The organism is uncultured Pontibacter sp., from assembly GCF_947499215.1.
In the GTDB taxonomy this organism is placed as follows: Bacteria; Bacteroidota; Bacteroidia; order Cytophagales; family Hymenobacteraceae; genus Pontibacter.
Genome location: NZ_CANMNI010000001.1, coordinates 163,678 through 185,799 on the forward strand (window position 1 = coordinate 163,678; position 22,122 = coordinate 185,799).

At 47.2% G+C, this 22,122-nt stretch carries 20 protein-coding genes; 11 read left to right on the forward strand and 9 right to left on the reverse strand.

The annotated features are described in order from the left end of the window. The first annotated feature begins 104 nt into the window (after positions 1-104). Together Q1A04_RS00685 and Q1A04_RS00690 are read left to right on the forward strand one after the other, a co-directional pair. Complete coding sequence (locus tag Q1A04_RS00685) at positions 105-953, forward strand: universal stress protein (RefSeq protein ID WP_299699785.1); 849 nt, start codon at positions 105-107, stop codon at positions 951-953. A 4-nt stretch (positions 954-957) separates the two neighbouring features. Next, the gene (locus Q1A04_RS00690; protein WP_299699788.1) at positions 958-2,607 is read left to right on the forward strand and encodes a cation:proton antiporter family protein; all 1,650 of its coding nucleotides are present in this window, start codon (positions 958-960) and stop codon (positions 2,605-2,607) included. 21 nt (positions 2,608-2,628) lie between these two features. On the opposite strand, the gene Q1A04_RS00695 is transcribed toward Q1A04_RS00690, so the two are convergent. From Q1A04_RS00695 to ispG, 3 genes are all read right to left on the reverse strand, one after another. Then, positions 2,629-3,135 (reverse strand): MarR family transcriptional regulator, encoded by a 507-nt coding sequence (locus Q1A04_RS00695; protein WP_299699790.1) that lies wholly within the window; start codon positions 3,133-3,135, stop codon positions 2,629-2,631. Between the two features lie 241 nt (positions 3,136-3,376). After that, positions 3,377-3,541 (reverse strand): DUF6728 family protein, encoded by a 165-nt coding sequence (locus Q1A04_RS00700; protein ID WP_299699793.1) that lies wholly within the window; start codon positions 3,539-3,541, stop codon positions 3,377-3,379. Between the two features lie 103 nt (positions 3,542-3,644). Then, entirely contained in the window at positions 3,645-5,618 is a 1,974-nt protein-coding gene (ispG, locus tag Q1A04_RS00705; protein WP_299699796.1) for a (E)-4-hydroxy-3-methylbut-2-enyl-diphosphate synthase, read from the reverse strand. A gap of 140 nt (positions 5,619-5,758) precedes the next feature. On the opposite strand from ispG, the gene Q1A04_RS00710 reads away from it, so the two are divergent. Then, entirely contained in the window at positions 5,759-6,283 is a 525-nt protein-coding gene (locus Q1A04_RS00710; protein WP_299699799.1) for an NAD(P)H-dependent oxidoreductase, read from the forward strand. Between the two features lie 12 nt (positions 6,284-6,295). Then, positions 6,296-6,670 carry a hypothetical protein gene (locus tag Q1A04_RS00715; RefSeq protein ID WP_299699802.1) on the forward strand — a complete coding sequence of 125 codons (375 nt, stop codon included), beginning with the start codon at positions 6,296-6,298 and terminating at the stop codon, positions 6,668-6,670. Between the two features lie 62 nt (positions 6,671-6,732). On the opposite strand, the gene Q1A04_RS00720 is transcribed toward Q1A04_RS00715, so the two are convergent. Beyond that, the gene (locus Q1A04_RS00720; protein WP_299699805.1) at positions 6,733-8,925 is read right to left on the reverse strand and encodes a glutamine synthetase III; all 2,193 of its coding nucleotides are present in this window, start codon (positions 8,923-8,925) and stop codon (positions 6,733-6,735) included. Positions 8,926-9,212: 287 nt separating this feature from the next. On the opposite strand from Q1A04_RS00720, the gene mtaB reads away from it, so the two are divergent. Both mtaB and Q1A04_RS00730 read left to right on the forward strand, forming a co-directional pair. Next, on the forward strand, positions 9,213-10,532 hold the full coding sequence (mtaB, locus tag Q1A04_RS00725) for a tRNA (N(6)-L-threonylcarbamoyladenosine(37)-C(2))-methylthiotransferase MtaB (RefSeq protein WP_299699807.1): 1,320 nt from the start codon (positions 9,213-9,215) through the stop codon (positions 10,530-10,532). A 74-nt stretch (positions 10,533-10,606) separates the two neighbouring features. After that, positions 10,607-11,239 carry an OmpH family outer membrane protein gene (locus tag Q1A04_RS00730; RefSeq protein WP_299699810.1) on the forward strand — a complete coding sequence of 211 codons (633 nt, stop codon included), beginning with the start codon at positions 10,607-10,609 and terminating at the stop codon, positions 11,237-11,239. Positions 11,240-11,306: 67 nt separating this feature from the next. On the opposite strand, the gene Q1A04_RS00735 is transcribed toward Q1A04_RS00730, so the two are convergent. Further along, the gene (locus Q1A04_RS00735) at positions 11,307-11,684 is read right to left on the reverse strand and encodes a DUF6678 family protein (RefSeq protein ID WP_299699813.1); all 378 of its coding nucleotides are present in this window, start codon (positions 11,682-11,684) and stop codon (positions 11,307-11,309) included. Next, complete coding sequence (locus Q1A04_RS00740) at positions 11,677-12,915, reverse strand: ABC transporter permease (RefSeq protein ID WP_299699815.1); 1,239 nt, start codon at positions 12,913-12,915, stop codon at positions 11,677-11,679. The genes Q1A04_RS00735 and Q1A04_RS00740 overlap by 8 nt, the downstream gene beginning before the upstream one ends. Before the next feature lie 130 nt (positions 12,916-13,045). On the opposite strand from Q1A04_RS00740, the gene Q1A04_RS00745 reads away from it, so the two are divergent. Further along, positions 13,046-14,314, forward strand: a complete 1,269-nt coding sequence (locus Q1A04_RS00745) for an asparagine synthetase B (RefSeq protein ID WP_299699818.1) — start codon at positions 13,046-13,048, stop codon at positions 14,312-14,314. A gap of 168 nt (positions 14,315-14,482) precedes the next feature. Here the strand turns inward: Q1A04_RS00745 and Q1A04_RS00750 are convergent, their stop codons facing one another. From Q1A04_RS00750 to lpxK, 3 genes are all read right to left on the reverse strand, one after another. Next, entirely contained in the window at positions 14,483-15,088 is a 606-nt protein-coding gene (locus Q1A04_RS00750; RefSeq protein WP_299699821.1) for a tRNA-(ms[2]io[6]A)-hydroxylase, read from the reverse strand. An 11-nt stretch (positions 15,089-15,099) separates the two neighbouring features. Further along, positions 15,100-16,986: a putative porin gene (locus tag Q1A04_RS00755; RefSeq protein WP_299699824.1), complete on the reverse strand. Its 1,887-nt coding sequence runs from the start codon at positions 16,984-16,986 to the stop codon at positions 15,100-15,102. A gap of 96 nt (positions 16,987-17,082) precedes the next feature. After that, complete coding sequence (lpxK, locus tag Q1A04_RS00760) at positions 17,083-18,123, reverse strand: tetraacyldisaccharide 4'-kinase (protein WP_299699827.1); 1,041 nt, start codon at positions 18,121-18,123, stop codon at positions 17,083-17,085. Between the two features lie 122 nt (positions 18,124-18,245). Between lpxK and Q1A04_RS00765 the strand changes: the two genes are divergently transcribed. Genes Q1A04_RS00765 through Q1A04_RS00780 form a run of 4 tightly spaced genes read left to right on the forward strand, consistent with a single transcriptional unit; the run spans position 18,246 to position 22,119 of the window. Further along, positions 18,246-18,704 carry a hypothetical protein gene (locus Q1A04_RS00765; protein WP_299699830.1) on the forward strand — a complete coding sequence of 153 codons (459 nt, stop codon included), beginning with the start codon at positions 18,246-18,248 and terminating at the stop codon, positions 18,702-18,704. A gap of 58 nt (positions 18,705-18,762) precedes the next feature. After that, the gene (locus tag Q1A04_RS00770) at positions 18,763-19,872 is read left to right on the forward strand and encodes a Nif3-like dinuclear metal center hexameric protein (RefSeq protein ID WP_299699833.1); all 1,110 of its coding nucleotides are present in this window, start codon (positions 18,763-18,765) and stop codon (positions 19,870-19,872) included. A 4-nt stretch (positions 19,873-19,876) separates the two neighbouring features. Then, on the forward strand, positions 19,877-20,608 hold the full coding sequence (locus Q1A04_RS00775; RefSeq protein WP_299699836.1) for a C4-type zinc ribbon domain-containing protein: 732 nt from the start codon (positions 19,877-19,879) through the stop codon (positions 20,606-20,608). A 26-nt stretch (positions 20,609-20,634) separates the two neighbouring features. Continuing rightward, positions 20,635-22,119, forward strand: coding sequence for a DUF3808 domain-containing protein (locus Q1A04_RS00780; protein WP_299699840.1), 1,485 nt, complete (start codon positions 20,635-20,637; stop codon positions 22,117-22,119). Positions 22,120-22,122: the final 3 nt, after the last annotated feature.

A 22,122-nucleotide genomic window follows, 5' to 3' on the forward strand; every position in this document is an offset into this window, starting at 1 on the left:
AACTATTCCAAAAGCCGCTCAGACCCCAAATCTGGCGGCTTTTGGTTTTTTAGACCTAACAAAAAGTCATTTGTATACCGTATAGAATACTAAACCTCAAGGCTATGCTGCGTATACTTGCTCCCACCGATTTTTCAACTGATGGCTACAACGCCACGCTGGTTGCCATGCAACTGGCCAAAGCACTGCAGGCTGAAGTAGTGTTTGTGCATGCCATGGCCAAGCCGCCTGTTCCGGCGACTTCACCAGAGTCACTTTTCCAGAGCGTCTATCAAGAAGAACAACGAAAGGCACGTATTAGACTGCTCGATGAAGCACAGCATTTATTCGACATTCTCGATTTACGCCATGCCGACGTCAGGTATAGTACACTGGTCGTTCCAACACCATTTGCAGACTCAATGCTGCAGGTGATTTCAAGCGAAAATATTGACATAGTGGTGATGGGAAGCCGTGGCAGCAGTCAACTCAAGCAGATTCTAATCGGAAGTAACACATTAGAGTTGATGCGTGTTAGCCCTGTTCCTCTACTGGTTATACCTAGTGATGTCGTGTTTAACGGCTTCGAAAATATCAAAATCTTACTCGAACGGATGAAGCTACCAGAACGGTTAGGTTTGGACATGCTCAGTCGAATTGCGCATACCTATGACGCTTCGCTCCACTTTCTGATATTGACGAAGGATGGAGAATTTGTAGAGGATGTTTCCGAACTTCAATCTGACCTCACCGTTTGGGAGCACCTTTTGAAACTGCCAAACACCACCACGCTGCTAGCCGACTCAGAGGCACTGGTAGGGTTAAGAGCGCAGCTAACAGCCACAAACTCTAGCTTGGTCGTATTAATGCCGGAAAAACAAAGCATGTGGGAATCATTGTTTTCCAAAAACATAAGCGAGGAACTTGCAGCAAGAGCCCATATGCCTTTATTGGTCATTTCACCTTACACCTAGTGTCATGCACGATGTGTTGAGCAACCCGTTTTTTGAGTTGTCAGTTATCCTGGCAATAGCCGCTGTGCTTGGGGCAGTGGGGCTCGTGCTGCGTCAACCGCTTATCGTTATGTTTATAGCGCTAGGTATACTGGTTGGTCCCTCCGTATTCAACTTGGTGTCATCATCTGACATGGTGCATCTACTTGCGGAATTGGGCATCGCGCTGCTGCTATTTGTGGTAGGTCTCAAACTCGACCTCTCCCTTATTCGCTCCACAGGTATGATCGCCTTGATGACGGGTTTGGGGCAGGTTATTTTCACTTCCGTTTTTGGCTATTTGATAGGTATTGCGCTAGGGTATAACGCCATTACTGCGCTATACATTGCGATAGCACTTACTTTCTCCAGCACGATCATTATCGTCAAACTTCTCTCTGACAAAAAAGAAATCGACTCACTGCATGGTCAGATCGCCATTGGTTTCCTGATCGTGCAGGATATTGTGGTCGTATTGCTTATGATCATGCTCTCAGCGATGAATGTTAAAACAGGGGCCAATCCTGTTCTTAGTATCGTTCAGGTAGTTTTAACTGGTAGTGCCATCGTCGCTGTCATTGGACTGCTGATGCGCTTTGTCATCCCATTTTTAGTTAATTACTTGGCTAGGTCACAGGAGTTGTTGGTGCTATTCTCCATTGCTTGGGCCGTGATCGTCGCTTCCACATGCGATTATCTAAATTTCAGCAGGGAAGTAGGTGCCTTTTTAGCTGGCGTATCCCTTGCATCCACCCCTTACCGCGAAGTGATAAGCGGCCGCTTGGTTAGCCTCCGGGACTTCCTGCTTTTGTTCTTCTTTATCAATTTAGGTTCGCAACTGGACTTGGCGCTACTTGGCGAGCAGATTGGACCTTCCATCGTCTTCTCGCTATTTGTGTTAGTTGGCAACCCTTTGATTGTGGTTGTGATAATGGGTATAATGGGATATCGTAAGCGCACGAGCTTTTTGGCGGGCCTGACAGTAGCCCAAATCAGTGAGTTCTCGCTTATATTTGCAGCACTCGGCCTTTCCATGGGGCATATTCAGGAAAGCACTGTGGGACTTATCACATTGGTTGGCCTGATCACGATCGGACTTTCTACTTACATGATCATCTATTCGCACAGTTTGTATGATATGCTCGCACCCGCTTTAAGCATATTTGAGCGAAAGATACCTTATCGGGAAAATGAAACAGAGCAAAACATGCCCCAGCAAGTCGATGTCATCTTATTTGGGCTGGGCCGATACGGAGGCAATATCGCACTCACACTCATGAAAGAAAACATACAGCTGCTTTGCATTGATTTTGACCCGCAGCAGGTGCGCTATTGGCAGAAGCAGGGACTCTCGGCACTTTATGGTGATGTGGAGGACCCTGAACTACCAGACAGGCTTCCCTTGACTACTGCGAAATATGTGATCAGCAGCCTTTCGGATGTGAACGCCAACATTGCACTAGTAAAACAGTTGAAGGCAAGTGGTTACCGGGGAAAGATAGCTGTCACTGCACACCGCTTATCTGATCTGGAGCGGCTCAAGACAACACCGACCGATATGATCCTTTCACCTTTTGCTGATGCTGCTGAAACGATACCCGCACGCCTGAATCTGACTGAAAAAATAAAAGGATAGCCATTGCGCTATCCTTTTATTTTAAACGGCTTCGTTCAGTTCGTTTACCTCTGCCAAACGCTCCTCTGCTGTATCTATAGACTCCCTTACCTTTTCCAATAAGTTAGCCAGTGTTTGCGCCTCCTCCTCTGTGAGACCTTTCACGAGATTGTCAAGCTTATAGAGTTCGTTGCTGATTTGATCCAGCAGATTATACCCAGCGGTGGAAATGACAATATTGACCAGTCGTTTATCACTTGAATTGCGCTCCACTTCAACCAGACCTTTTATTTTTAATCTGCCCACGAGACGTGAAGTGTCAGACATTTTGTCGAGCATGTGGTTGCGCAGGACCGATGTAGAGACAGGTTTGGGGTAGTGCTCACGCAGTATACGCAGGATGTTATACTGTTGCCCCGTAATGTCTTGTTTTTTGAAAAAATCCTCGTAACAATTAAGCAGTAAGCTGTTTGTCACGATAATGTTTAGGCTGGCTCTTTGCCAATCGTTTCTGTAGGCAAATATACCTACACCGCGTTGAGATTGCATAGTGAGATGGGTGAATAGTTGCGAAATAGGTCTTAATATACATATTATTTGCTATATGTGTTGCAATATTTCACCTCACCTGTGCGTTAAAAATAATGGCCTTATCGAGTTTTAAAGCAGTTTTAACCAAAACACTCACAAACAAGCAACCATGTGCATCCATTGTTATGATACAATGCGTTTTTGTGCCGGAATTGCATTAAAATATATTTAAACCCTCAGTAAAATTTTTTAATTTTTTTTACCAGTGCTTAATCACAAAGTACACCATGGCAGCCAAAAACATCAGAATAGAGATTTTATTAATGGTATGCATGGCTCGCAAGTTGAAGTTGGTTTTGCGATTCGGGTCTTTTTTGCGGAAGAAGTAGGTGGCCACTTCTCTAAAATCAAATAATCCTTTCATTGTGCGGTCTTTATTCCTAAAAAAATCAAAGTGGGCCCGGTTTGACCACTTTTGTATTTGTTAACACCTATTAATGGAGAATAATTGCGAACAAGAGGTGTACCTACTCCTCTAGCCTCACCGGTTCTATCCATTTCTCATCCTCTCGAATCAATTCGATCAGTTCATCTACGGCCCTATCAGCCGACACGGACTTTTTCACAACAGTCTGGCCACGGTACAAAGCGATTTTGTCTTTTCCAACGCCCACATACCCGTAGTCGGCATCTGCCATTTCACCCGGGCCGTTCACAATACAGCCCATTATACCAATTTTTACGCCTTTCAGGTGGTCGGTTCGCTTTCGGATCATGGCGGTAGTCTCCTGCAGGTCAAATAAGGTACGGCCGCAGCTAGGGCAGCTAATGTACTCGGTCTTGCTCATGCGCGTACGGGCAGCCTGCAAAATACCAAAGCTCAGGTTGTTGAGTTTATCAATCGTCTGCAACCATGCTCCTTTATCCTGCTCAGGCAAAAGCTCAGTACCCAGCATAATCCCATCGCCCAGCCCATCGATCAGCAGGCCCCCTACGTCTGTTGAAGCGTAGAGCTGTATCTCATCCGCTGTCAATTGCCCGTAAGCGCGCTTAGCTATGGCAGGAGTCTGAACACCGTTATTCATCAATCTGAAGAAACACTTGCGTAGTTCAGGCATGGCATGCTCGTTGCTAGTGTGCAGTAACAGCACAACCGTCGTGTCCTGCTTTAAGCGGTCCATCAATTCAGGTGTGATATCATGCACGTTCGCCTCCAGAAAATTAAGTTTTGGATGCAGCTCATTCGCCTCTAAGTACTGACGGGTTGTCAAAAGAGGATGACGGTTTTCCTGCTCTTCGGCTAATTGCCATGGCACATAGTTTACGATCTCCTTCAAACCGTTTGGCAGCATGAAGCTGATCGGTCTATCGCCTGTATAGATATAGTCGGCGCCCAGATCGTTCATATTGAACTTGTCGAGCAGCATAGAATACAAGTGGCCTACGCTTTTGAGGTCGGCATACTGTATGTCTGTCAGTCGGCTCAAGTCGGCAACCACGCGGGGTACGTTGCTCCCTCCTATATTCTCTACTTCAATTGTCTCCCGGCGATGGTACTGAAATGGATTGATGGGTACTTGGCAAAGTAGTTTAATCGGTTGCGCTTTTTCAGCACGGTGGGTATAGCGGTCAATGAGGGCCTTGGCAACGGGAGCCTCTGCTTCCGGAGCCTCGGTTAATGACACACGAACCGTGTCACCGAGTCCGTCTTCAAGCAACGTGCCTATACCTACGGCTGATTTGATGCGGCCGTCTTCGGCCTCTCCGGCCTCCGTTACACCTAGGTGCAGCGGGTAAGGTTTAAGCCCCTCCTCTTCCAGTTTATGCACCAACAGCCGGTAGGCCTGCACCATTACCTGTGTGTTGGAGGCCTTCATGGAGATGACGATGTTGTAGTACTGCTCATCCTCGCAGATGCGCAGAAACTCCAATGCGCTTTCCACCATACCCAGTGGTGTGTCACCGTAGCGACTCAGAATGCGATCGGAGAGTGAACCGTGGTTCGTCCCAATACGCATGGCCGTGCCGTGCTCTTTGCAGATGCGTACCAAAGGCACGAAACGCGCGCGTATCCTATCAAGCTCGGCTTGGTAAGTATCGTCGTTATACTCGATTACCTCAAACTTCTTCTTATCGGCGTAGTTACCCGGGTTGATGCGCACTTTCTCGACAATGCGAGCAGCGACTTCAGCTGCATTTGGCGTGAAGTGGATGTCGGCCACCAGCGGAGTATTATAGCCGCGGCGCCTTAACTCTTCCCGGATATGGCGAAGGTTTTCGGCTTCTTTGATGCTGGGAGCTGTGATGCGGATATACTCACAACCAGCCTCGATCATGCGTATACACTGCTCGACAGAGCCAAGGGTGTCCATTGTATCCACGGTGGTCATGGACTGCACACGGATCGGGTGATGACCGCCCATGGGTATATCGCCTATGTTTACAACAATGGTTTCGCGGCGCTTGTACTCCGTCAGGCTGGGGCAATAGTTCTTGTTCATATAAAGGCCTAAGCTAATGCTTCGTTCTCTTAACTAATGTCAGGCCTGCTTTGTTCAACAGGCAATTCCCGTAAATTTAGCACCTTTATTTTAAAGCGTGGTAAGTCAATCAATTTTGTTAATTAGCAGGTATATGCACAATGAATTTAGTATTCATGCCAACTAAACCGCTCATTATTCTGGGAAGTGCCCGTAAGTCTGGTGACACTGCCAAGCTTGTTACCTCCTTATTCAGAAAAGAGGACATTACATTAATTGATCTCTTAGACTATAATATCAGCCCATACGATTACGACGCAAGGTATGCAAAGGATGATACCTTCATGGAAGTAGTAGAACTTATGATGAAGCACCAACAGATCGTTTTTGCAACGCCAGTGTATTGGTATGCCATGAGCGGTTTAATGAAAAACTTCTTTGACAGGCTTACTGATTTTGTGACTACAGAGAAGCCAATTGGCCGCAGCATGAATGGGAAGCAGACTTTCTTGGTTGCTATTGGTGCAGAAGAAACACTTCCCCTTGGATTTGAGGAGCCTTTTCGTTTAACTTCTTCGTACTTTGATATGGAATTTATAGCTACTTTGTACTGTAAATCATCTGAAACAAACGTAGAGAGTATTATCAAAGATACTTTTATAGCAAGAATACTTAGTTCAACATAGAAAAAATAGGCTATGATACACATGCCAGCTTTTATACCTAAAAACACGGATGATAAGCTTAGATCATTAATGCAGTGGGGACGCCTGCGCCAGCATCACATTAGCGAGGCTTTCTTCATCACAAAAGACACGGTTTTATCTTTCCTGAAGCGACAGATCGAACATGGCAACTGGCGTGCGGTAATGGAAGTGCTCAAAGGGAAACCTATGACACAGGCCGGCAGGTTCATGCTGCATGAACTGCGCGACAAAGTGGTGCGCAGTCTCATCATCCGAATGGGACTTCGGAAAGTCATTGCCGTGGCGCTGGCCATCGTGCTGATGCCGCTGATACTGGCTAAAGTGGCTGGAGAGGTAATCGGCTGGATGCGCAACCGACAGCGCTAAAAGCTCATAAACAAAAAGAGCACCCGATTAAGGTGCTCTTTTTGTTTTCACTCTTGTTTAAATTAGCGTCTGAACATCAGCTCGCGGTATTTCACCAATGGCCAATCCTCATCGTCCACCATCAACTCCAACTTATCTACGCTCGTACGAATCAACTCAAAGTAAGTCATTACTTTTTCATTGTAGAAGATTGCCTTCTCACGTACGTCCTCGATCTTGTTGGCAACCTTACGCTGTTGGATCATCTCCACCGCACTGGTCTGAATCATCTTAATATGGCGGGAAATACGCTTAATGGACTCTAAAGTCGATTCTGTGTACTCATCTTCCAATCCAAGGTCTTTCAACCCGCGAATATTCTGAATCAGCTTGTTCTGGTATGCGACAGCTGTCGGTATCACGTGGTTGAAAGCCAGATCACCCATGACACGCGATTCGATCTGGATTTTCTTGATGTAGTCTTCCAGCAGGATTTCATGCCTTGCAGCCAATTCTACTCTGGTGAAAATGCCGTGGCGGGTAAACAGTTCCTGTACATCTTCGCGGTGATAAACATCCAGCGCACGCGGCGTCGATTTGATGTTGGACAACCCGCGCTTCTCAGCCTCTTCCTCCCACTCTTTGGAGTAGCCATTGCCTTCGAAACGAATAGCTTTAGAAGCGGCCACATACTCTCGCAGTACTTGAATAATGGCCAGTTCTTTCTTCATCCCCTTGTTATCGATCAGATTGTCCACAGCCACGCGGAAATCAATCAACTGATCAGCGACAATAGTGTTAAGCACTGTCATAGAGGAGGAACTGTTGGCAGAAGAACCCACGGCACGGAACTCAAACTTATTGCCGGTAAAGGCAAACGGAGAGGTTCGGTTACGGTCGGTGTTATCGCGCAGGATCTCCGGGATTTTGTCTATACCCAGTTTCAGGTACATATTGTCGCCTTTCTCCATCGGTACCTTGGCGGTACGCTCCAATTCCTCCAGTACGGCAGTGAGCTGCTGTCCCACGAATACCGACATGATAGCCGGCGGTGCTTCGTTTGCTCCCAGACGGTGGTCGTTACTAGCGGATGCAATGCTAGCACGCAACAGGTCGGCGTGCTTGTACACAGCCATTACCGTGTTGATAAAGAAGGTCAGGAACTGCAGGTTTTCTTTTGGCCTTTTTCCGGGTGACAGCAGGTTCACGCCGGTGTTGGTACTCATAGCCCAGTTGTTGTGTTTCCCGCTGCCGTTCACACCTTTATAAGGCTTCTCATGCAGTAGCACTTTAAATCCGTGACGCTCTGCTACACGATCCATGATGTCCATCAGGAGTTGGTTGTGGTCAACGGCTAGGTTTGCGTCCTCAAAGGTTGGCGCGCACTCAAACTGGTTTGGCGCTACCTCATTGTGACGTGTGCGCAAGGGTATACCCAACCGCAGGGCCGACTTCTCAAAGTCCACCATGAAGGAGTGCACGCGGCTTGGGATGGAACCGAAATAGTGGTCCTCCAACTGCTGGCCTTTGGCAGGGGCGTGTCCAAACAGGGTGCGACCGGTCATAACAAGGTCAGGACGTGCTTCGAACAGGGCACGGTCCACTAGAAAATATTCCTGCTCTATACCTAACGTGGTATTTACTTTAACCACATCCTTGTCGAAATATTGGCAAACGGGCACAGCGGCTTGGTTCAGCAAGTGCAGGGATTTCAGCAAGGGCGTCTTATAGTCTAAGGCCTCGCCGGTGTAGGAAACGAATATGGTAGGTATACAAAGCGTACGTGTGCCGGCGTTTTCAATTAGGAAAGCTGGTGAGGAAGGATCCCAAGCACTGTAGCCACGCGCCTCGAATGTATTGCGAATACCACCGCTCGGGAAAGAGGAGGCATCAGGCTCCTGCTGCACCAAGGCGCTTCCTTTAAAGCTCTCGATTGGGTCCCCTTCACCAGTCAGGTCGAAGAATGAGTCGTGTTTTTCAGCAGTAGCACCCGTCAGTGGCTGGAACCAGTGCGTGTAGTGCGTGGCACCTTTGCTCATGGCCCATGTCTTCATAGCCGCAGCCACGGCGTCCGCTAGGTTACGATCTACTTTCTCACCAGCCTCAATCGTGCTGCAGAGTCTTTTGAAGTTCTCAGAAGACATGGTGGCACGGAGAGCCGAGAAACCGAAAACGTTCTCGCCAAAATACTCCGATATTTTATGTGTTGGCGGAGTTACCTCAGCCGGTTTGCGCTGACTTACCAGTTCAAGCGCTTTGAAACGAAGAATTGCCATGGGTTAAAGTGGTTAGGGTATAAATATGAACCAAAGGTATCAACAAAAACAATTAGTTGTACGCTAAGGGGTGTAAAATATAGGGGGTAATTATAAGTTTTACTAAATATTTATGTCAACCCCCTTTTTTTGGAGGGGCATTTTGCCAAAACATTGATTTTTAAAAGACCTTTATACCCTCACTACTCCTTATGAATTATCTGATTATAGCAAATGTTGACAAGTGGTATACTTAATATTCTAATAGCCTATCTCATTTCTAAATTTCGTATCTTTGCCCCCTGATTATGAAAAAGGTAGCATTTTATACTTTAGGTTGTAAACTTAACTATTCAGAAACCAGCACGATCGGAAGAATATTCCAAGAGCGCGGGTTTGAAAAGGTGGAGTTTACGGATACGCCAGACATTTACGTCATCAATACCTGCTCTGTCACAGATAATGCAGATAAGAAATGTCGTAAAATTGTGAAAGAGGCACTGAAGCACTCTCCTAACGCTTTCATTACCATTGTTGGGTGCTATGCCCAACTCAAGCCAAAGGAAATAAGTGAGATACCGGGTGTTGATGCTGTACTGGGTGCTGCCGAGAAATTTCAGCTGGTTGATATTCTCGAGACTTTTGAGAAAAAAGACAAACCGCAGGTATATGCCAGCGAAATCAGCGAGGCAAATACTTTCCACAACTCCTACTCCTTCGGAGACCGCACCCGCACTTTCCTGAAGGTGCAGGACGGCTGCGATTATTCCTGCACCTTCTGTACCATTCCCTTGGCCCGTGGCAATAGCCGTTCGGACAGTATAGCCAACGTGGTGCGCTCCGCGAATGAAATTGCCGAGTCAGGCGTGAAAGAGATCGTGCTGACTGGCGTGAACACTGGCGACTTTGGTTTGCAGGATGGGGCGCGTGTTGAGACATTTTATGGGTTGGTACAGGAGCTCGACAAAGTTGAAGGTATAGACCGCTTTAGAATATCTTCAATTGAGCCAAATCTTCTTAAAGACGAGATCATCGAATTTGTAGCGCAGAGTAAGCGTTTCATGCCGCACTTCCATGTTCCGCTGCAGTCAGGTTCTAACAAGATCCTAAAATTGATGCGCCGCCGCTATCAGCGTGAGCTATATGTTGACAGGGTAGCTAAAATTAAGGCCTTGATGCCGCACTGCTGCATCGGAGTTGACGTGATCGTGGGCTTCCCCGGTGAAACGGAAGAGGATTTCTTGGAGACTTATAATTTCATAAACGGCCTTGATGTAAGCTATCTGCATGTATTCCCCTACTCTGAGCGCGAGAACACCATGGCACCTGCCATGCCGGGCAAGGTGAGTATTAAGGACAGAAACCGTAGAGCCGATATGTTGCGCATTCTGTCAGAGAAGAAGAAGCGCTTCTTTTACGAGCAGAACCTAGGCCGAGAATTCACAGTGCTGTTTGAGGATGATGTGAAGGACGGTATCATGGAGGGCTTCACTGAAAACTATGTGCGTGTAGTCGCTAAGTATGATCCGGTGCTGGTGAACGAAACAAAGCATGTTCGCCTGACTGGCATCAATGAGCAGGGGCTGATGGAGGCAGAAGAAACCTATGCGGAGGTTTTCAAGCATTAAAAATTCTGAATTTTTAAAAATTAGCGCTATATTTTCAGCCTGAAACAATTAATAAAGTTTAAAAACCAATCACTGTGAACTTATCTAAAATTCTAATGGGGGTGGCTTTTGCTGCTCTTGTGACAGCTTGCAACACGGAACAGAAGCCACAAACTACTGGTGCAACCACTTCCACTACTACTGCTTCTGATAGCCTTTCTGCCCAACCGGACATTGTGTATGTGAACTCAGACTCACTGCTTAGCAAGTATGAGTACTTTAAAGATGCCCGTACCCGTTTCCAGTCGAAGACAGAAAAAGCTGAGAAAGATCTGCAAGCAAAAGCCCAAGCTTTTGAAAGAGACGTTCAGACTTATCAGCGTAATGGTGGCAACATGACAGTGGAGCAGCGTGCCTCTACAGAGCAAAAACTGTCTCAGCGTCAGCAGCAGCTTCAGCAGCAGGGCCAGACGACAGGCAACCAGTTGGCAACAGAGGAAGCCGAGGAAATGAAAAAAATCTATGACCGTGTGGAGGCTTACTTGCAGAAGCTTAGCCAAGAGCGAGGGTACAAAATGGTGCTTACCTATTCAAGAGGTCAGAGCGCTATCCTTTTCGGTGATGCATCGCTTGATATAACAGAGGAAGTACTAGCTGGCTTGAACCAAGACTACGATCAAGAGAAAGAAGCAGCTAAGACGAAAGATGCTGCGGCTAAGAAGAAATAACCTATTACAGGTATAAAATAAGAAAGGCGGGTCTTATGAACCCGCCTTTCTTATTTTATACCAAACTCTAGTGTGGTCTGGTATATCCGTATATTCTAAAGATTCCTCTCTCTAAAACATAAGGTATATTATTTTCTTTTAAGGCCTTCTGAATAAAGGCTGTATATTCATGCTTTAGAGCTGGAACTAAAACGCCTACACGTTCATCTTTAAAAGGGTAAATTTCGAGCCATTCAATCAGTTTATAACCTTCTGCAGCAATCTCGTTCCACCAAACCGGGGCAAATTTTGCTTTATTGTCGCTATCCAGTACGTATTTAATGTTTACAGCCGGATTAAACGTTTCATCTGAAGTGATTGCACTAACTAATTTATTCCATTTGGTGTTATTCATGACAGACACCAGTTGGTGTTCGTGCAGATAACGCTCTATTACCTTACTCATATCGGAGTGCATCAATCGGGTCGAGCTTGGAGGCGCGGTGTGCCGGGTAGTAGCCAGACAATACGCCCACAACCACACAAATCGTAAGTCCTACCATTACCCAGATCCAAGGCACAATAAAACCTCCCTCTCCTATCAACGAGGCAATGCCGTTCCCCATCAAAATGCCAAGGAAAATCCCGACCATGCCGCCAAGTATACAGATCATGATTGCTTCAATCAAAAACTGCAAGCGAATCTGCTGGGCTGTTGCCCCTAAGGCCTTTCGTACGCCAATTTCACGGGTTCGCTCATTTACCGATACCATCATGATGTTCATCAAGCCAACCGAGGCACCTAGCAGGGTGATAAAACCGATCACGAAACCTCCAACCTTGAGGTAACCAGATATTTCATTCAAGCTTTGAATAAGGGAATCACTTCGTTTTATCTCAAAAGACTCTTCCTGACCGAGCCGGTCTCCCCGCACGTTGCGCATAATGCCAGTCGCTTCGCCCATCACGTAAGTCAACTCGTCAGGCTTGGCGATTGAGGTTTTTATGTTATAGGTAAGTGTCCCTGTCTGTGGAATCTGGCGCCCGGTTTCCAGCGGTATGAGAATCATGCGGTCGCCGCCACTGCCGCCCATACTGCTACCCCGCTTCTCCAGCTCCCCTACAACTTTAAATCGGCGACCTAAAAAAGACACATACTGCCCTACCGGATCTGTTTTAGGAAAAAGCTTGTCAGAAATCTCTTTGCCGATAATGGCCACATTGGATCCCAACTCAAGTTCATAGTTTGAAAAGGAACGACCTCGTTCAAGGTTCAGATTTTGATTTGGAATGTAATATTCGTCACCAGCAATGATGTTGATGTTGGGGTTGGTTTTGTCATTGGCACTTTTTACAACTGTGGCACCCGAGACATTGGCAGAAAGGCTCACTTGTGAATTTGCCTCCATCAGCGCCTTGTATTCAATAGCTTGAGCGTAGGAAATATCCGGGTATACCTTGTCAGATCGGCTCTGATTGTTTCCTCTGCCGTTGTTCGTCTTCTTGCGTATGTCAAAAGAGTTGGCCCCCAAACTCGAAAAAGTCTGGTCGATCGAGTGCTTAATACCGTCAACAGCCGTCAATATACCTACCAATGACATAATACCGATAGAAATGATAAGACCGGTGAGGATGGTACGTAGCAAATTGCTTTTGATGGCGCGGATACTCTCTCGTATATTTTCGAGCAGGTTCATAGGTCAGCTGTTATATGCGAAACGTTCGGTCCTTCGTTAAGTATAAGGAAGAACGCCAGATTTCTAATTTAGCTCCAATATCTGAAAAAAGAACCAATTTCAATACATTTGTTCCCATACCTTGCCGCCCATGATGTTATTACGCTATACTTTGATGCTTACTGTTGGTCTGCTACTTTCGTTGAAAGCCATGAGCTCCACGGTTCTTATCCCGATGGATGAATCACAAAAAGACCACCTCAAATCATATGGTGCGGCTTACTGGGTACTTTCGAAAAGCGTCTCAGTTGACTGGCTGCTCAATTACCGGGGCGGCAGTTTTGCTTTTCAGCATGCACCGCAGCTAGAAAATGAACTCATTGTAAGAGGTATCAGCTACTCCGTAATATCCGATGCGCAATACAACACTATTCTGACACAGATCAGTGACCCGGAGGCGAACATGGATGTTATGAAGCTGGAGAAAGTGCCGAAAATTGCGGTCTACACTCCTAAATCAAAAATGCCTTGGGATGATGCCGTAACACTGGTGTTGACCTACGCCGAAATTCCGTATGACATGGTCTATGACGAAGAGATCATGCGCGGTGACCTGCCCAAGTATGACTGGCTGCACCTGCACCACGAGGATTTTACCGGACAGTATGGCAAGTTCTATTCAAGCTACCACCACTACCCTTGGTATCAGGAGCAGCAGCGGGATGCGGAGGCTTCTGCCAAAGAACTCGGTTTTAAAAAAGTGTCTGAGCTGAAAGGGGCTGTTGTACGCACCATCCGTGACTTCTGCGCGGGCGGTGGCTTTCTGTTTGCCATGTGCTCCGCCACCGACACCTACGACATCGCGCTGGCCGCTGAGGGCGTTGACTTTATCGAGGCGATGTACGACGGTGACGGAGCTGATCCCAACGCTCAGAGCAAGCTGGACTACAGCAAGTCGTTTGCTTTCAAAGATTTTACGTTGGTGCGCAATCCGCTGGAGTATGAGTACTCCAATATCGACATGCAGCCACAAGAACGCGGTCTGACAGAGGCCAATGACTTCTTTCAACTGTTTACCTTTTCAGCCAAATGGGACCCGATACCGACCATGCTGACACAGAATCACGCCAAGACCATTAAAGGTTTTATGGGACAAACTACGGCATTCCGCAAAAATTTAGTAAAGCCAGAGGTTGTTGTGATGGGGGAAAACAAAGAGATGGGGGAAATACGTTACATGCATGGTACCTTTGCCCGAGGCACTTGGACCTTTTACGGTGGGCATGATCCGGAGGACTATCAACATTTGGTAGGTGAAGACCCAACGGACTTGGCACTGCATCCCAATTCCCCCGGCTACCGACTCATCCTCAACAACATCCTCTTCCCAGCTGCCAAAAAGAAGAAACAGAAAACGTGATTACAGGTATCAGTAAGCAGTTATTAATAACAAGTAAGCAGTAAACATTTTTTACAAACTTGTAACAACTTAGGTATACATATAGCCGCCTACTATATACTTACAAATGGAAAGAATACTTTCGTATACCTATGCCTGATAACTGTTTACTGATAATTGATCACTGCACTAGTGCATCCTGTCCGGGCGGGGCTCTAGATTACGGATGATCTCTGCTTCGATCTCGAGCAGTTCCTTCAGGCGGGCATCCACTACATCAACGGGCATATACTCTTTAGCCAACTTCACAAAGCTTACATAATGGCCGGCTTCTGAAACCATCAATTCGTAATAGAACTTTTGGAGCTCTTCATCCTGAATGTTTTTCCAGAGTAGCTTGAAACGCTCACAGCTGCGAGCCTCTATCAAGGCGTTTATGAGCAAGTGGTCCATTAGCTGACGCTCGCGTTGACCTCCTTTTCGGATGTGCTTTGTCAACTCCACCACATACTCGTCCGGGCGGTTGCGTCCCAAGCCAAAGCCCCTCTTCTTTAGTTGGTCCATTACCCGTTCAAAGTGGCTCCACTCCTCTGCCACCAGATCAGTCATTTCCTCCACCAGCCTTGTTTTGTCAGGGTACTTCACGATGAGGGATATACCTGACGTTGCCGCTTTTTGCTCACAGTAAGCGTGGTCAACGAGTATCTCCTCAATATTTTTCTCAGCAATATTCACCCAACGCGGGTCGGTGGGCAGCTGTAATCGAAGTATGGTTTTGGTTGATTGAGAAGACATAAAGGGAAATATTAATCAAAGAACATCCACTTGAGACCGAAGATAAAGCTGAACTGGTTTCCGGGATAATAAGGCGTCATGAAATAGCCCGGGTCTGTGAGTCCTTGCGCGACATTAGATAGCTTCAGGAAGACATTCACACTTTTAATATCGGCCGTGATAAATACATCGGCAAGTGGGTATTTGCGAATCATGAAGTTGTTTTGCAGATGAAATTGCTGCGTCACCGGCATGTAAGCATCGGCCAGATAATCTGACGGGCTGTATACCTGCACTCCTAGCTGACCAATAAGGGCCCTTCTGAACAGGGCGCCTTCAAAGTACAGTTTGGAGTCAAATAGCCATTCTGGTATGCGGATCGTCTCTATATTGTCGGTGTTGGTATAAGCGACGAAATTCTCGAAGTTGATGGCTCCGAAGCGAATGCGGTGTTGCAGCTCCACACCATATAGGTGCTGGTTGCCTTGGAACTGGGCCGGCCGCGCTTGCTCGTTGAAATAAATGTGTCGCTTAATGTGGTTGTAGTGTCCTGTCAGGCGAACAAACTGCCGATTGCCTATTTTGGAGGCGAATGTGCCTTCGATGCGATCGGTCACAGAATTGTTAAAATTGTTGATCCATTCAAAGTGGTTGCTAATCATGCGTCTCTCCACCAAGGAAGGCGAGCGAAGCACACGCGTAACACGCCCTTGTAGAGGCCCTAGGCGCACATTGCCGCTTACCTTGTAGTCATTTGTCATCTGAAACTCGCCCTCTACCCCTACTAAGGCTTTCCCGTGGGTCAGGCGAAGCTCGCCGCCCACGAACAACTGCTCAAAGCTTTCAGCTATATTAACATAGCTTTCGGATGCTACAGAGTCTACGACAAACCGCTCCAGCACACGATTGTCTAACTTTGAGCTGCGTTGCTTTACATAAGCCTTGTAAAAAGACAGTTTGTTGTTACCGGTTACGCCTGCCACATTCTCCATTTCGCGATAGAGGGTACGATCGTCTGTTCTCTGAGGGTGTCTGTAGAGCGTGCTTGGGTAAAAGAAAGGCGTGCCGAGCGAATCGGCCATGGGGATTTGGTCATCCTCATAATCGTTTCGCTGGCGTCCCCAGTCAAAACCGTGAAACAGCTTTAGATTCTCTCCTGCCAGTTTGTAAATGTGCAGCAGGTGGTAGTTGTTTCGAAACTCTTGCGAGGCTGCCTGATCTAAATTGGTGATCGCATCCTGAAACAGGAACAAATTTTCTTCTCGTGCCTGTAAACCTCCCGTCTCTATCTGCTCGTGGTTTAGGTGGGTAAAGTTTGCAAAGAGGTCATACTTCTCATTCTCAGAGCGGTAATGTGTAAAGACCTTCACGGCTTGGCTGCTCACGTAGCCGTCCCGCCGCAGGTTTGACAGACCTATCTGCCGGTTAGCCGATACAATCTGGTAAGCGACACCGGCGCTCCAGCGTGGCGTGATGTTTCTGGCATGGGTGCCTTCAAATACCTGCTCCCCGCGCTGACCCTGTATGTAATAAAGGTGCGAGTAAGGAGATCGTGTGTCGAAATAGTTAATGCGGTCAGGTCGGTAGGCATAACGGTTAAACACCGGTTTGCCTAAGCGGGCCCCTATTTTGTCCGGCATTCTGAAAAGAATAGGCTGAGCCGCCGTGCCCACATTGCCTAGATGCTGAAAATAAGCCGTGTCTTGATACCAGAAGCGCTCATTATGCATGTTCTGAGTACTGGTGTCGATACGCTGTAGCAGATAGCGCCCTTCCAGCACATCGTTCTCGTAAAGTTGAAACGTGGTTCTGGGGCTGTACAACACTTTGGTGGTGTCGTCAATGATTTGCGCCTGTACCATTGGGGCAGACAGCAAACCGACTAAAAGCCATATTCCTACTAAGAGCTTACTTTTCACAAGCCAAAATTAGTGATTTTCATGCAACCCGTATACGTTCCGTTGCAAACTATGAGTTGATTTAAGACGAATTTAATAAATCGATCTCCTTAAACTTTAGTAAAAAGAGCTAACATGACGCTTTACTAATTTATTAAAAACCTCCTCCTGCTTTAAAAAATACACCTCAATCGGGATGTAAAACAGCGGCAGTTGGTGTGTTATTACAGATAAGGCGTCATCAGCAAGCTTAGCGGCATCCTTACGTGTCGTTATAACGCTGACCTCATCTTTGTGGTCCTTTCTTAAAATGTCCTTCAGTCTTGCGAGGTCTTGCAAGGTATAGTTGTAGTGATCAGGGTATTCAAGGTGCCGGATGACGGTATAGTGCTGGCTCAGGAAATCAAGCAAGGGCTGCGCATTCGCTATACCTGTCAGGAGAATGATGCTTTTTTTTACCTTTTGTGCATTGCCCATAGGTATGGAATTGCCATAACGAAAGCCACTAAAAAACACTAGTGCCTCGGGACGAGCATAGGCTTTGATTTGGCGCTCGATTTTCGTCATGCCTGCCTCCTCCAGTTGTTGTGGGCATTTAGTTACTATAATGACATCCGATCTTTTCGCCCCACTTCTTGGTTCACGCAATAGTCCGGCAGGAAGCACCAAGTCATTAAAAAATAAACGGTTATAGTCCGTTAGCATAATATTGAGCGATGGTGTAACCGGCCGGTGCTGCATAGCATCATCGAGTATGACTGCCTGCAGTTCTGGCTGCACTTGCAATAGGTTGTCTATACCCAAAGGCCTGTTCTCGCAGACGGCAACGGTTACCTCAGGAAAATCTCGGTGGTACTGATAAGGCTCATCACCGAGCAAAGCTGCTGTTGATGTTTCGTTAGCCAGCACAAAACCTTTGCTGCTGCGCTTGTACCCCCTGCTCAGTACCGCGCGGCTATACCCATTCAGCAGCCGGAGAAGGTACTCCACATGCGGGGTTTTACCGGTGCCCCCTACCGTTAGGTTGCCAACAGCCACCACAGGTATGGGAAATCGCTTGGAAGTAAGCCAACCCTTATCGTAAAGCCAGTTACGCACGAGCATGATGGCGCCGTACAGTAAGGAAAAAGGCCAGAGAAGGTAACGAAGAAATGTCATAGACGGCAGTATACCTGACAAAGGTAGGCAATAAAGCGAAAACAGGCTGTGATGTACTTGTTTTATATAAAGCAAAAGCACTATATTTATTACCGACAATACACGACCCAATTTACCTTCACATGAAAGCAAACAAATCTGTCACCCCGCTCTTGCTGCTCCTCTTGCTTTTTGGGGTGGCCTGCAGCCCCTGCGCCACCTTGCGGCCAGAGCCACCTGCCCCGGTAGCTTTTTATTTGGTGGACGCCTCTGGCAAAAGCGCATTCCTGAATCCAACCAAAGGCATACATCCGGACTCACTTCAACTAACACTTGATAACGAGCCATTCAACTATCTGTTTACAGGTATGGATGAGTCGATCGGTAACATGGTTTTCGAAACATATCCGGTTATTTACAACAAGTCGCGCGTGCGGATGCTGCTGCACTTAAACAGCCTGAACACCGACACCCTTGACATCGCCTATACCGTCAGCCGCGGCAAGTGCTATACCGACTATACCTACTCTGCCTTTTACTTTAACGGCAAAGAGCTGAAGCGCCACCCTGAGACCGGCTATCTGCAGTTACAAGTGCTATAAACTTTCAAGGCTGCTCTGATCTTAGTATTTTGCCAAATCTAATCAGACTGTATATTCTATGAAAGACAACCCCACCATAGCAGACATCATTAAACTACTGGAGCAGTATGCCCCCGTTCCCTATCAGGAAAGCTACGACAACTCCGGTTTGCAAACCGGTAACGCTGCTGATGAGGTAAAAAGCGTATTGCTCACCTTAGATTGCACCGAAGCCGTCATAGAAGAAGCCATAGCAAAAGGATGCAATCTGGTTGTCGCACACCATCCCGTTATTTTCAAAGGGCTCAAAAGCCTGACGGGGCGCAGCTATGTCGAGCGTACGATTATCAAAGCCATACAGCATAACATTGCCATATACGCCTGCCATACCAATCTGGACAGCGTGCATAACGGCGTGAATGCCAAGATCGCCGAGAAGCTCCAGCTATTAAACACACGCCTTTTAACATCCAAACCGCATACACTAATGCAACTGGCCTTCTTTGTGCCGGTAGATAACACCGAACAAGTATTGGAGGCTATACACAAGGCCGGTGCCGGGCGAATAGGTGAATACAGCGACTGCAGCTTTCAGGTACAGGGCACAGGCCGTTTCCTACCTTCCGAAAGCGCTGATCCGACCATAGGCAAACCGGGAAAACCCGAGCAGGTGAAGGAAAACCGGGTGGAGGTAATTTTCCCAGCTTTTAAGCAGCAGCGGATTATGCAAGCGTTGCTCGAGGCGCACCCCTACGAAGAAGTGGCACACTTTCTCACGCTGCTGGAAAACGGAAACCAAGAAGTTGGCATCGGGATGGTGGGCGAACTGCCGGAGCCGCTACAAGAGCAGGAGTTTTTGGATTACCTGAAAAGCCACATGCAACTGTCCGGTGCGCGCTATACCCCTGTTGGCGATAAAAAGATAAAACGGGTAGCCGTATGTGGTGGCTCAGGCAGTTTCCTGATCAAAGACGCCATCCGGCAGGGTGCCGATGCTTACGTGACGGCCGATGTAAAATACCATGAGTTTTTCGACGCGGAAGGCAAACTGCTGATCGCCGACATTGGACACTATGAGAGTGAGGTATTTACAAAGGAGATTTTTTATGATACAATTTCCAAAAACTTTACTAATTTTGCAGTCTATTTATCGGAAGTAAACACAAACCCTATCAGATACACCTATTAACTACATGGAAAGTACGGTAGCCAGCAAATTAGAAGCATTACTAAAGCTTCAGAACATCGATTCGCAGCTTGATGAAATTAGACGCGTAAGAGGCGACCTCCCTGAAGAGGTTCAGGACCTAGAAGATGAGATTGAGGGCTATGAAGTAAGGGTTCGTAAGTTTGACGATGAAGTGGCGGCACTCAACGACAGCATCGCCCAACGCAAACAGTCGATCAAAGACGCCGAAGGTCTGATCCGCAAATACGAAGACCAGCAAACTAACGTTCGCAACAACCGCGAATACGACGCCATCACGAAGGAGATCGAACTTCAGAAACTCGAGATGCAGATCGCTGAGAAGAAAATCAAAGAAGCGCATTATCAGATAGAGCAGAAGATCAACGAGATCGAAGGCACTAAAAACCGTCTGGAAGAGCGTCGCAAGGATCTTGACAACAAGAAGCACGAACTTGACCAGATCGTAGCTGAAAGCGAGGAAGAGGAAAACAAACTGGAGCAAGAGCGCGAAAAAGCTTCTCAGCAGATTGAAGAACGTCTGTTGACAGCCTATAACCGTATCCGCAAAAACGTTCGCAACGGTCTTGCCGTGGTATTGGTGAAGCGTGATGCGTGCGGTGGCTGCTTTAACACGGTTCCTCCCCAGCGTCAGGCTGACATTGCCGCTCAGAAGAAAGTTATCGTATGCGAGCACTGCGGCCGTGTAATGGCTGGTGTGGAGCAGCGTATATACTAATCAAAAAGGCTTTGAGCGTTTTTCGCTTGAACATATCAGAAAAAAGGATGGCGTTTGCCCATCCTTTTTTTTTGTTGTGGGCGCTGCTACTCTCCCTTCCGGCAGGGGCAGGATCTGTTTTCAATCCTGCAGTTAAGGAAGCCTACACCGAAACTATTAGTCTGCGCATAGGCGAGGGCCGGCGTTTACTAGCGCGTGAACTTCAGGAAAACCCTTCTAATGCTGTTGCGCTGCTGGTAGCCAATCAGCAGGACTTTCTGACTTGGGCCGTTCAGCAAAACCCAACCACCTACACAGGTATATTAGCTAGGCAGGAAAAACGGTTACAACAGCTAAGCAGCTTGAAGGAGCGCTCCGCTTGGGTAGGCTACAGTATAGCGGAAGTCAAGTTACAGATCGGCTTAAGCAAGCTGCTGTATGGCAGCAAACTCGCCGCTGCTTGGGATATCCGGCAGGCCTATTTGCAGTATGCGGAAAATGCCCGCCGTTACCCGCAGTTTCTGCCCAATCGAAAAACACTTGGAGCTTTGCAAGTGCTTATCGGATCTGTGCCTGAATCCTATCGCGTGTTTCTAAATATTATCGGCATGCAGGGTGATATCAAAACAGGTATGGCCAATCTGCATGCCGCTTCCTCACAAACTAACCCCTTTCAGGAGGAGGCGCAGCTATTGCATGCTTTACTAAGCCATCTTGTTAATCCTGATACAGACGAAAACTCAGCTGAATCGCTATACCTATTAAGCAAGGCAAACCCAGACAACTTGCTCTTTCAGTTTGTCGCGATTCATATTTTGAAGAAGACCAAGAAAAGTGATCTGGCCCTGCAGGTATACCAGCGCCGACCAGTCGGTCAACAGTATATAGCTTTTCCGTATCTGCATCATATGGCAGGCGATCTATACCTGTACAAAGGCGATTTTGAAAGGTCCGTGAAGCTATATCAGCTATTCCTTTCGCAACACAAAGGTTTGCATTACCTAAAGGCTTCCCATTTTAAACTATACCTTGCCTACTGGCTCAATCAGGAGCATAATAAGGCTGAGCAGCATTACCGTAAAATAAGTGAGCTCGGGCAGACAGATATGGAGGAAGATGCGTATGCTGCCCGTTTTGTAAAAGATCAGGAAGCGCCAAACCGGTACTTAATGCTGGCCCGTCTGCAATCAGACGGAGGATATTACAAAGAAGCCCTTACAGTAATAAACAGAATGCCACAAGCCTCTTCTCTGACTGAAAAGGCAGAGTATCTTTATCGAAAGGCGCGCATTTATCACGGAATGGACAACCTGCTACAGGCAAAGCGTTTCTACGAACAGGCTATCGAGGCAAGTCGGAACACATCGCTATACTATGCGCCTTACTCCGCCCTACAGCTCGGCTACATCTGCCTAGAGCAGGGTCAGCGTGAAATAGCTAAAGCTTGGTTTGACCGTGCGCTTTCCTACAAAGGCCATGAGTACAAAAACAGTATTGATAGTAAGGCAAAACTGGCCCTGCAAGCGCTTTAATTT

Coding starts and splice junctions, on each gene's coding strand:
- Q1A04_RS00745 (WP_299699818.1), top strand. CDS start 13,046: ATGATGTTATTACGCTATACTTTGATGCTTACTGTTGGTCTGCTACTT.
- Q1A04_RS00695 (WP_299699790.1), bottom strand. CDS start 3,135: ATGCAATCTCAACGCGGTGTAGGTATATTTGCCTACAGAAACGATTGG.
- ispG (WP_299699796.1), bottom strand. CDS start 5,618: ATGAACAAGAACTATTGCCCCAGCCTGACGGAGTACAAGCGCCGCGAA.
- Q1A04_RS00750 (WP_299699821.1), bottom strand. CDS start 15,088: ATGTCTTCTCAATCAACCAAAACCATACTTCGATTACAGCTGCCCACC.
- mtaB (WP_299699807.1), top strand. CDS start 9,213: ATGAAAAAGGTAGCATTTTATACTTTAGGTTGTAAACTTAACTATTCA.
- Q1A04_RS00715 (WP_299699802.1), top strand. CDS start 6,296: ATGATACACATGCCAGCTTTTATACCTAAAAACACGGATGATAAGCTT.
- Q1A04_RS00775 (WP_299699836.1), top strand. CDS start 19,877: ATGGAAAGTACGGTAGCCAGCAAATTAGAAGCATTACTAAAGCTTCAG.
- Q1A04_RS00740 (WP_299699815.1), bottom strand. CDS start 12,915: ATGAACCTGCTCGAAAATATACGAGAGAGTATCCGCGCCATCAAAAGC.
- Q1A04_RS00710 (WP_299699799.1), top strand. CDS start 5,759: ATGAATTTAGTATTCATGCCAACTAAACCGCTCATTATTCTGGGAAGT.
- Q1A04_RS00720 (WP_299699805.1), bottom strand. CDS start 8,925: ATGGCAATTCTTCGTTTCAAAGCGCTTGAACTGGTAAGTCAGCGCAAA.
- Q1A04_RS00690 (WP_299699788.1), top strand. CDS start 958: ATGCACGATGTGTTGAGCAACCCGTTTTTTGAGTTGTCAGTTATCCTG.
- Q1A04_RS00770 (WP_299699833.1), top strand. CDS start 18,763: ATGAAAGACAACCCCACCATAGCAGACATCATTAAACTACTGGAGCAG.
- Q1A04_RS00685 (WP_299699785.1), top strand. CDS start 105: ATGCTGCGTATACTTGCTCCCACCGATTTTTCAACTGATGGCTACAAC.
- lpxK (WP_299699827.1), bottom strand. CDS start 18,123: ATGACATTTCTTCGTTACCTTCTCTGGCCTTTTTCCTTACTGTACGGC.
- Q1A04_RS00765 (WP_299699830.1), top strand. CDS start 18,246: ATGAAAGCAAACAAATCTGTCACCCCGCTCTTGCTGCTCCTCTTGCTT.
- Q1A04_RS00700 (WP_299699793.1), bottom strand. CDS start 3,541: ATGAAAGGATTATTTGATTTTAGAGAAGTGGCCACCTACTTCTTCCGC.
- Q1A04_RS00735 (WP_299699813.1), bottom strand. CDS start 11,684: ATGAGTAAGGTAATAGAGCGTTATCTGCACGAACACCAACTGGTGTCT.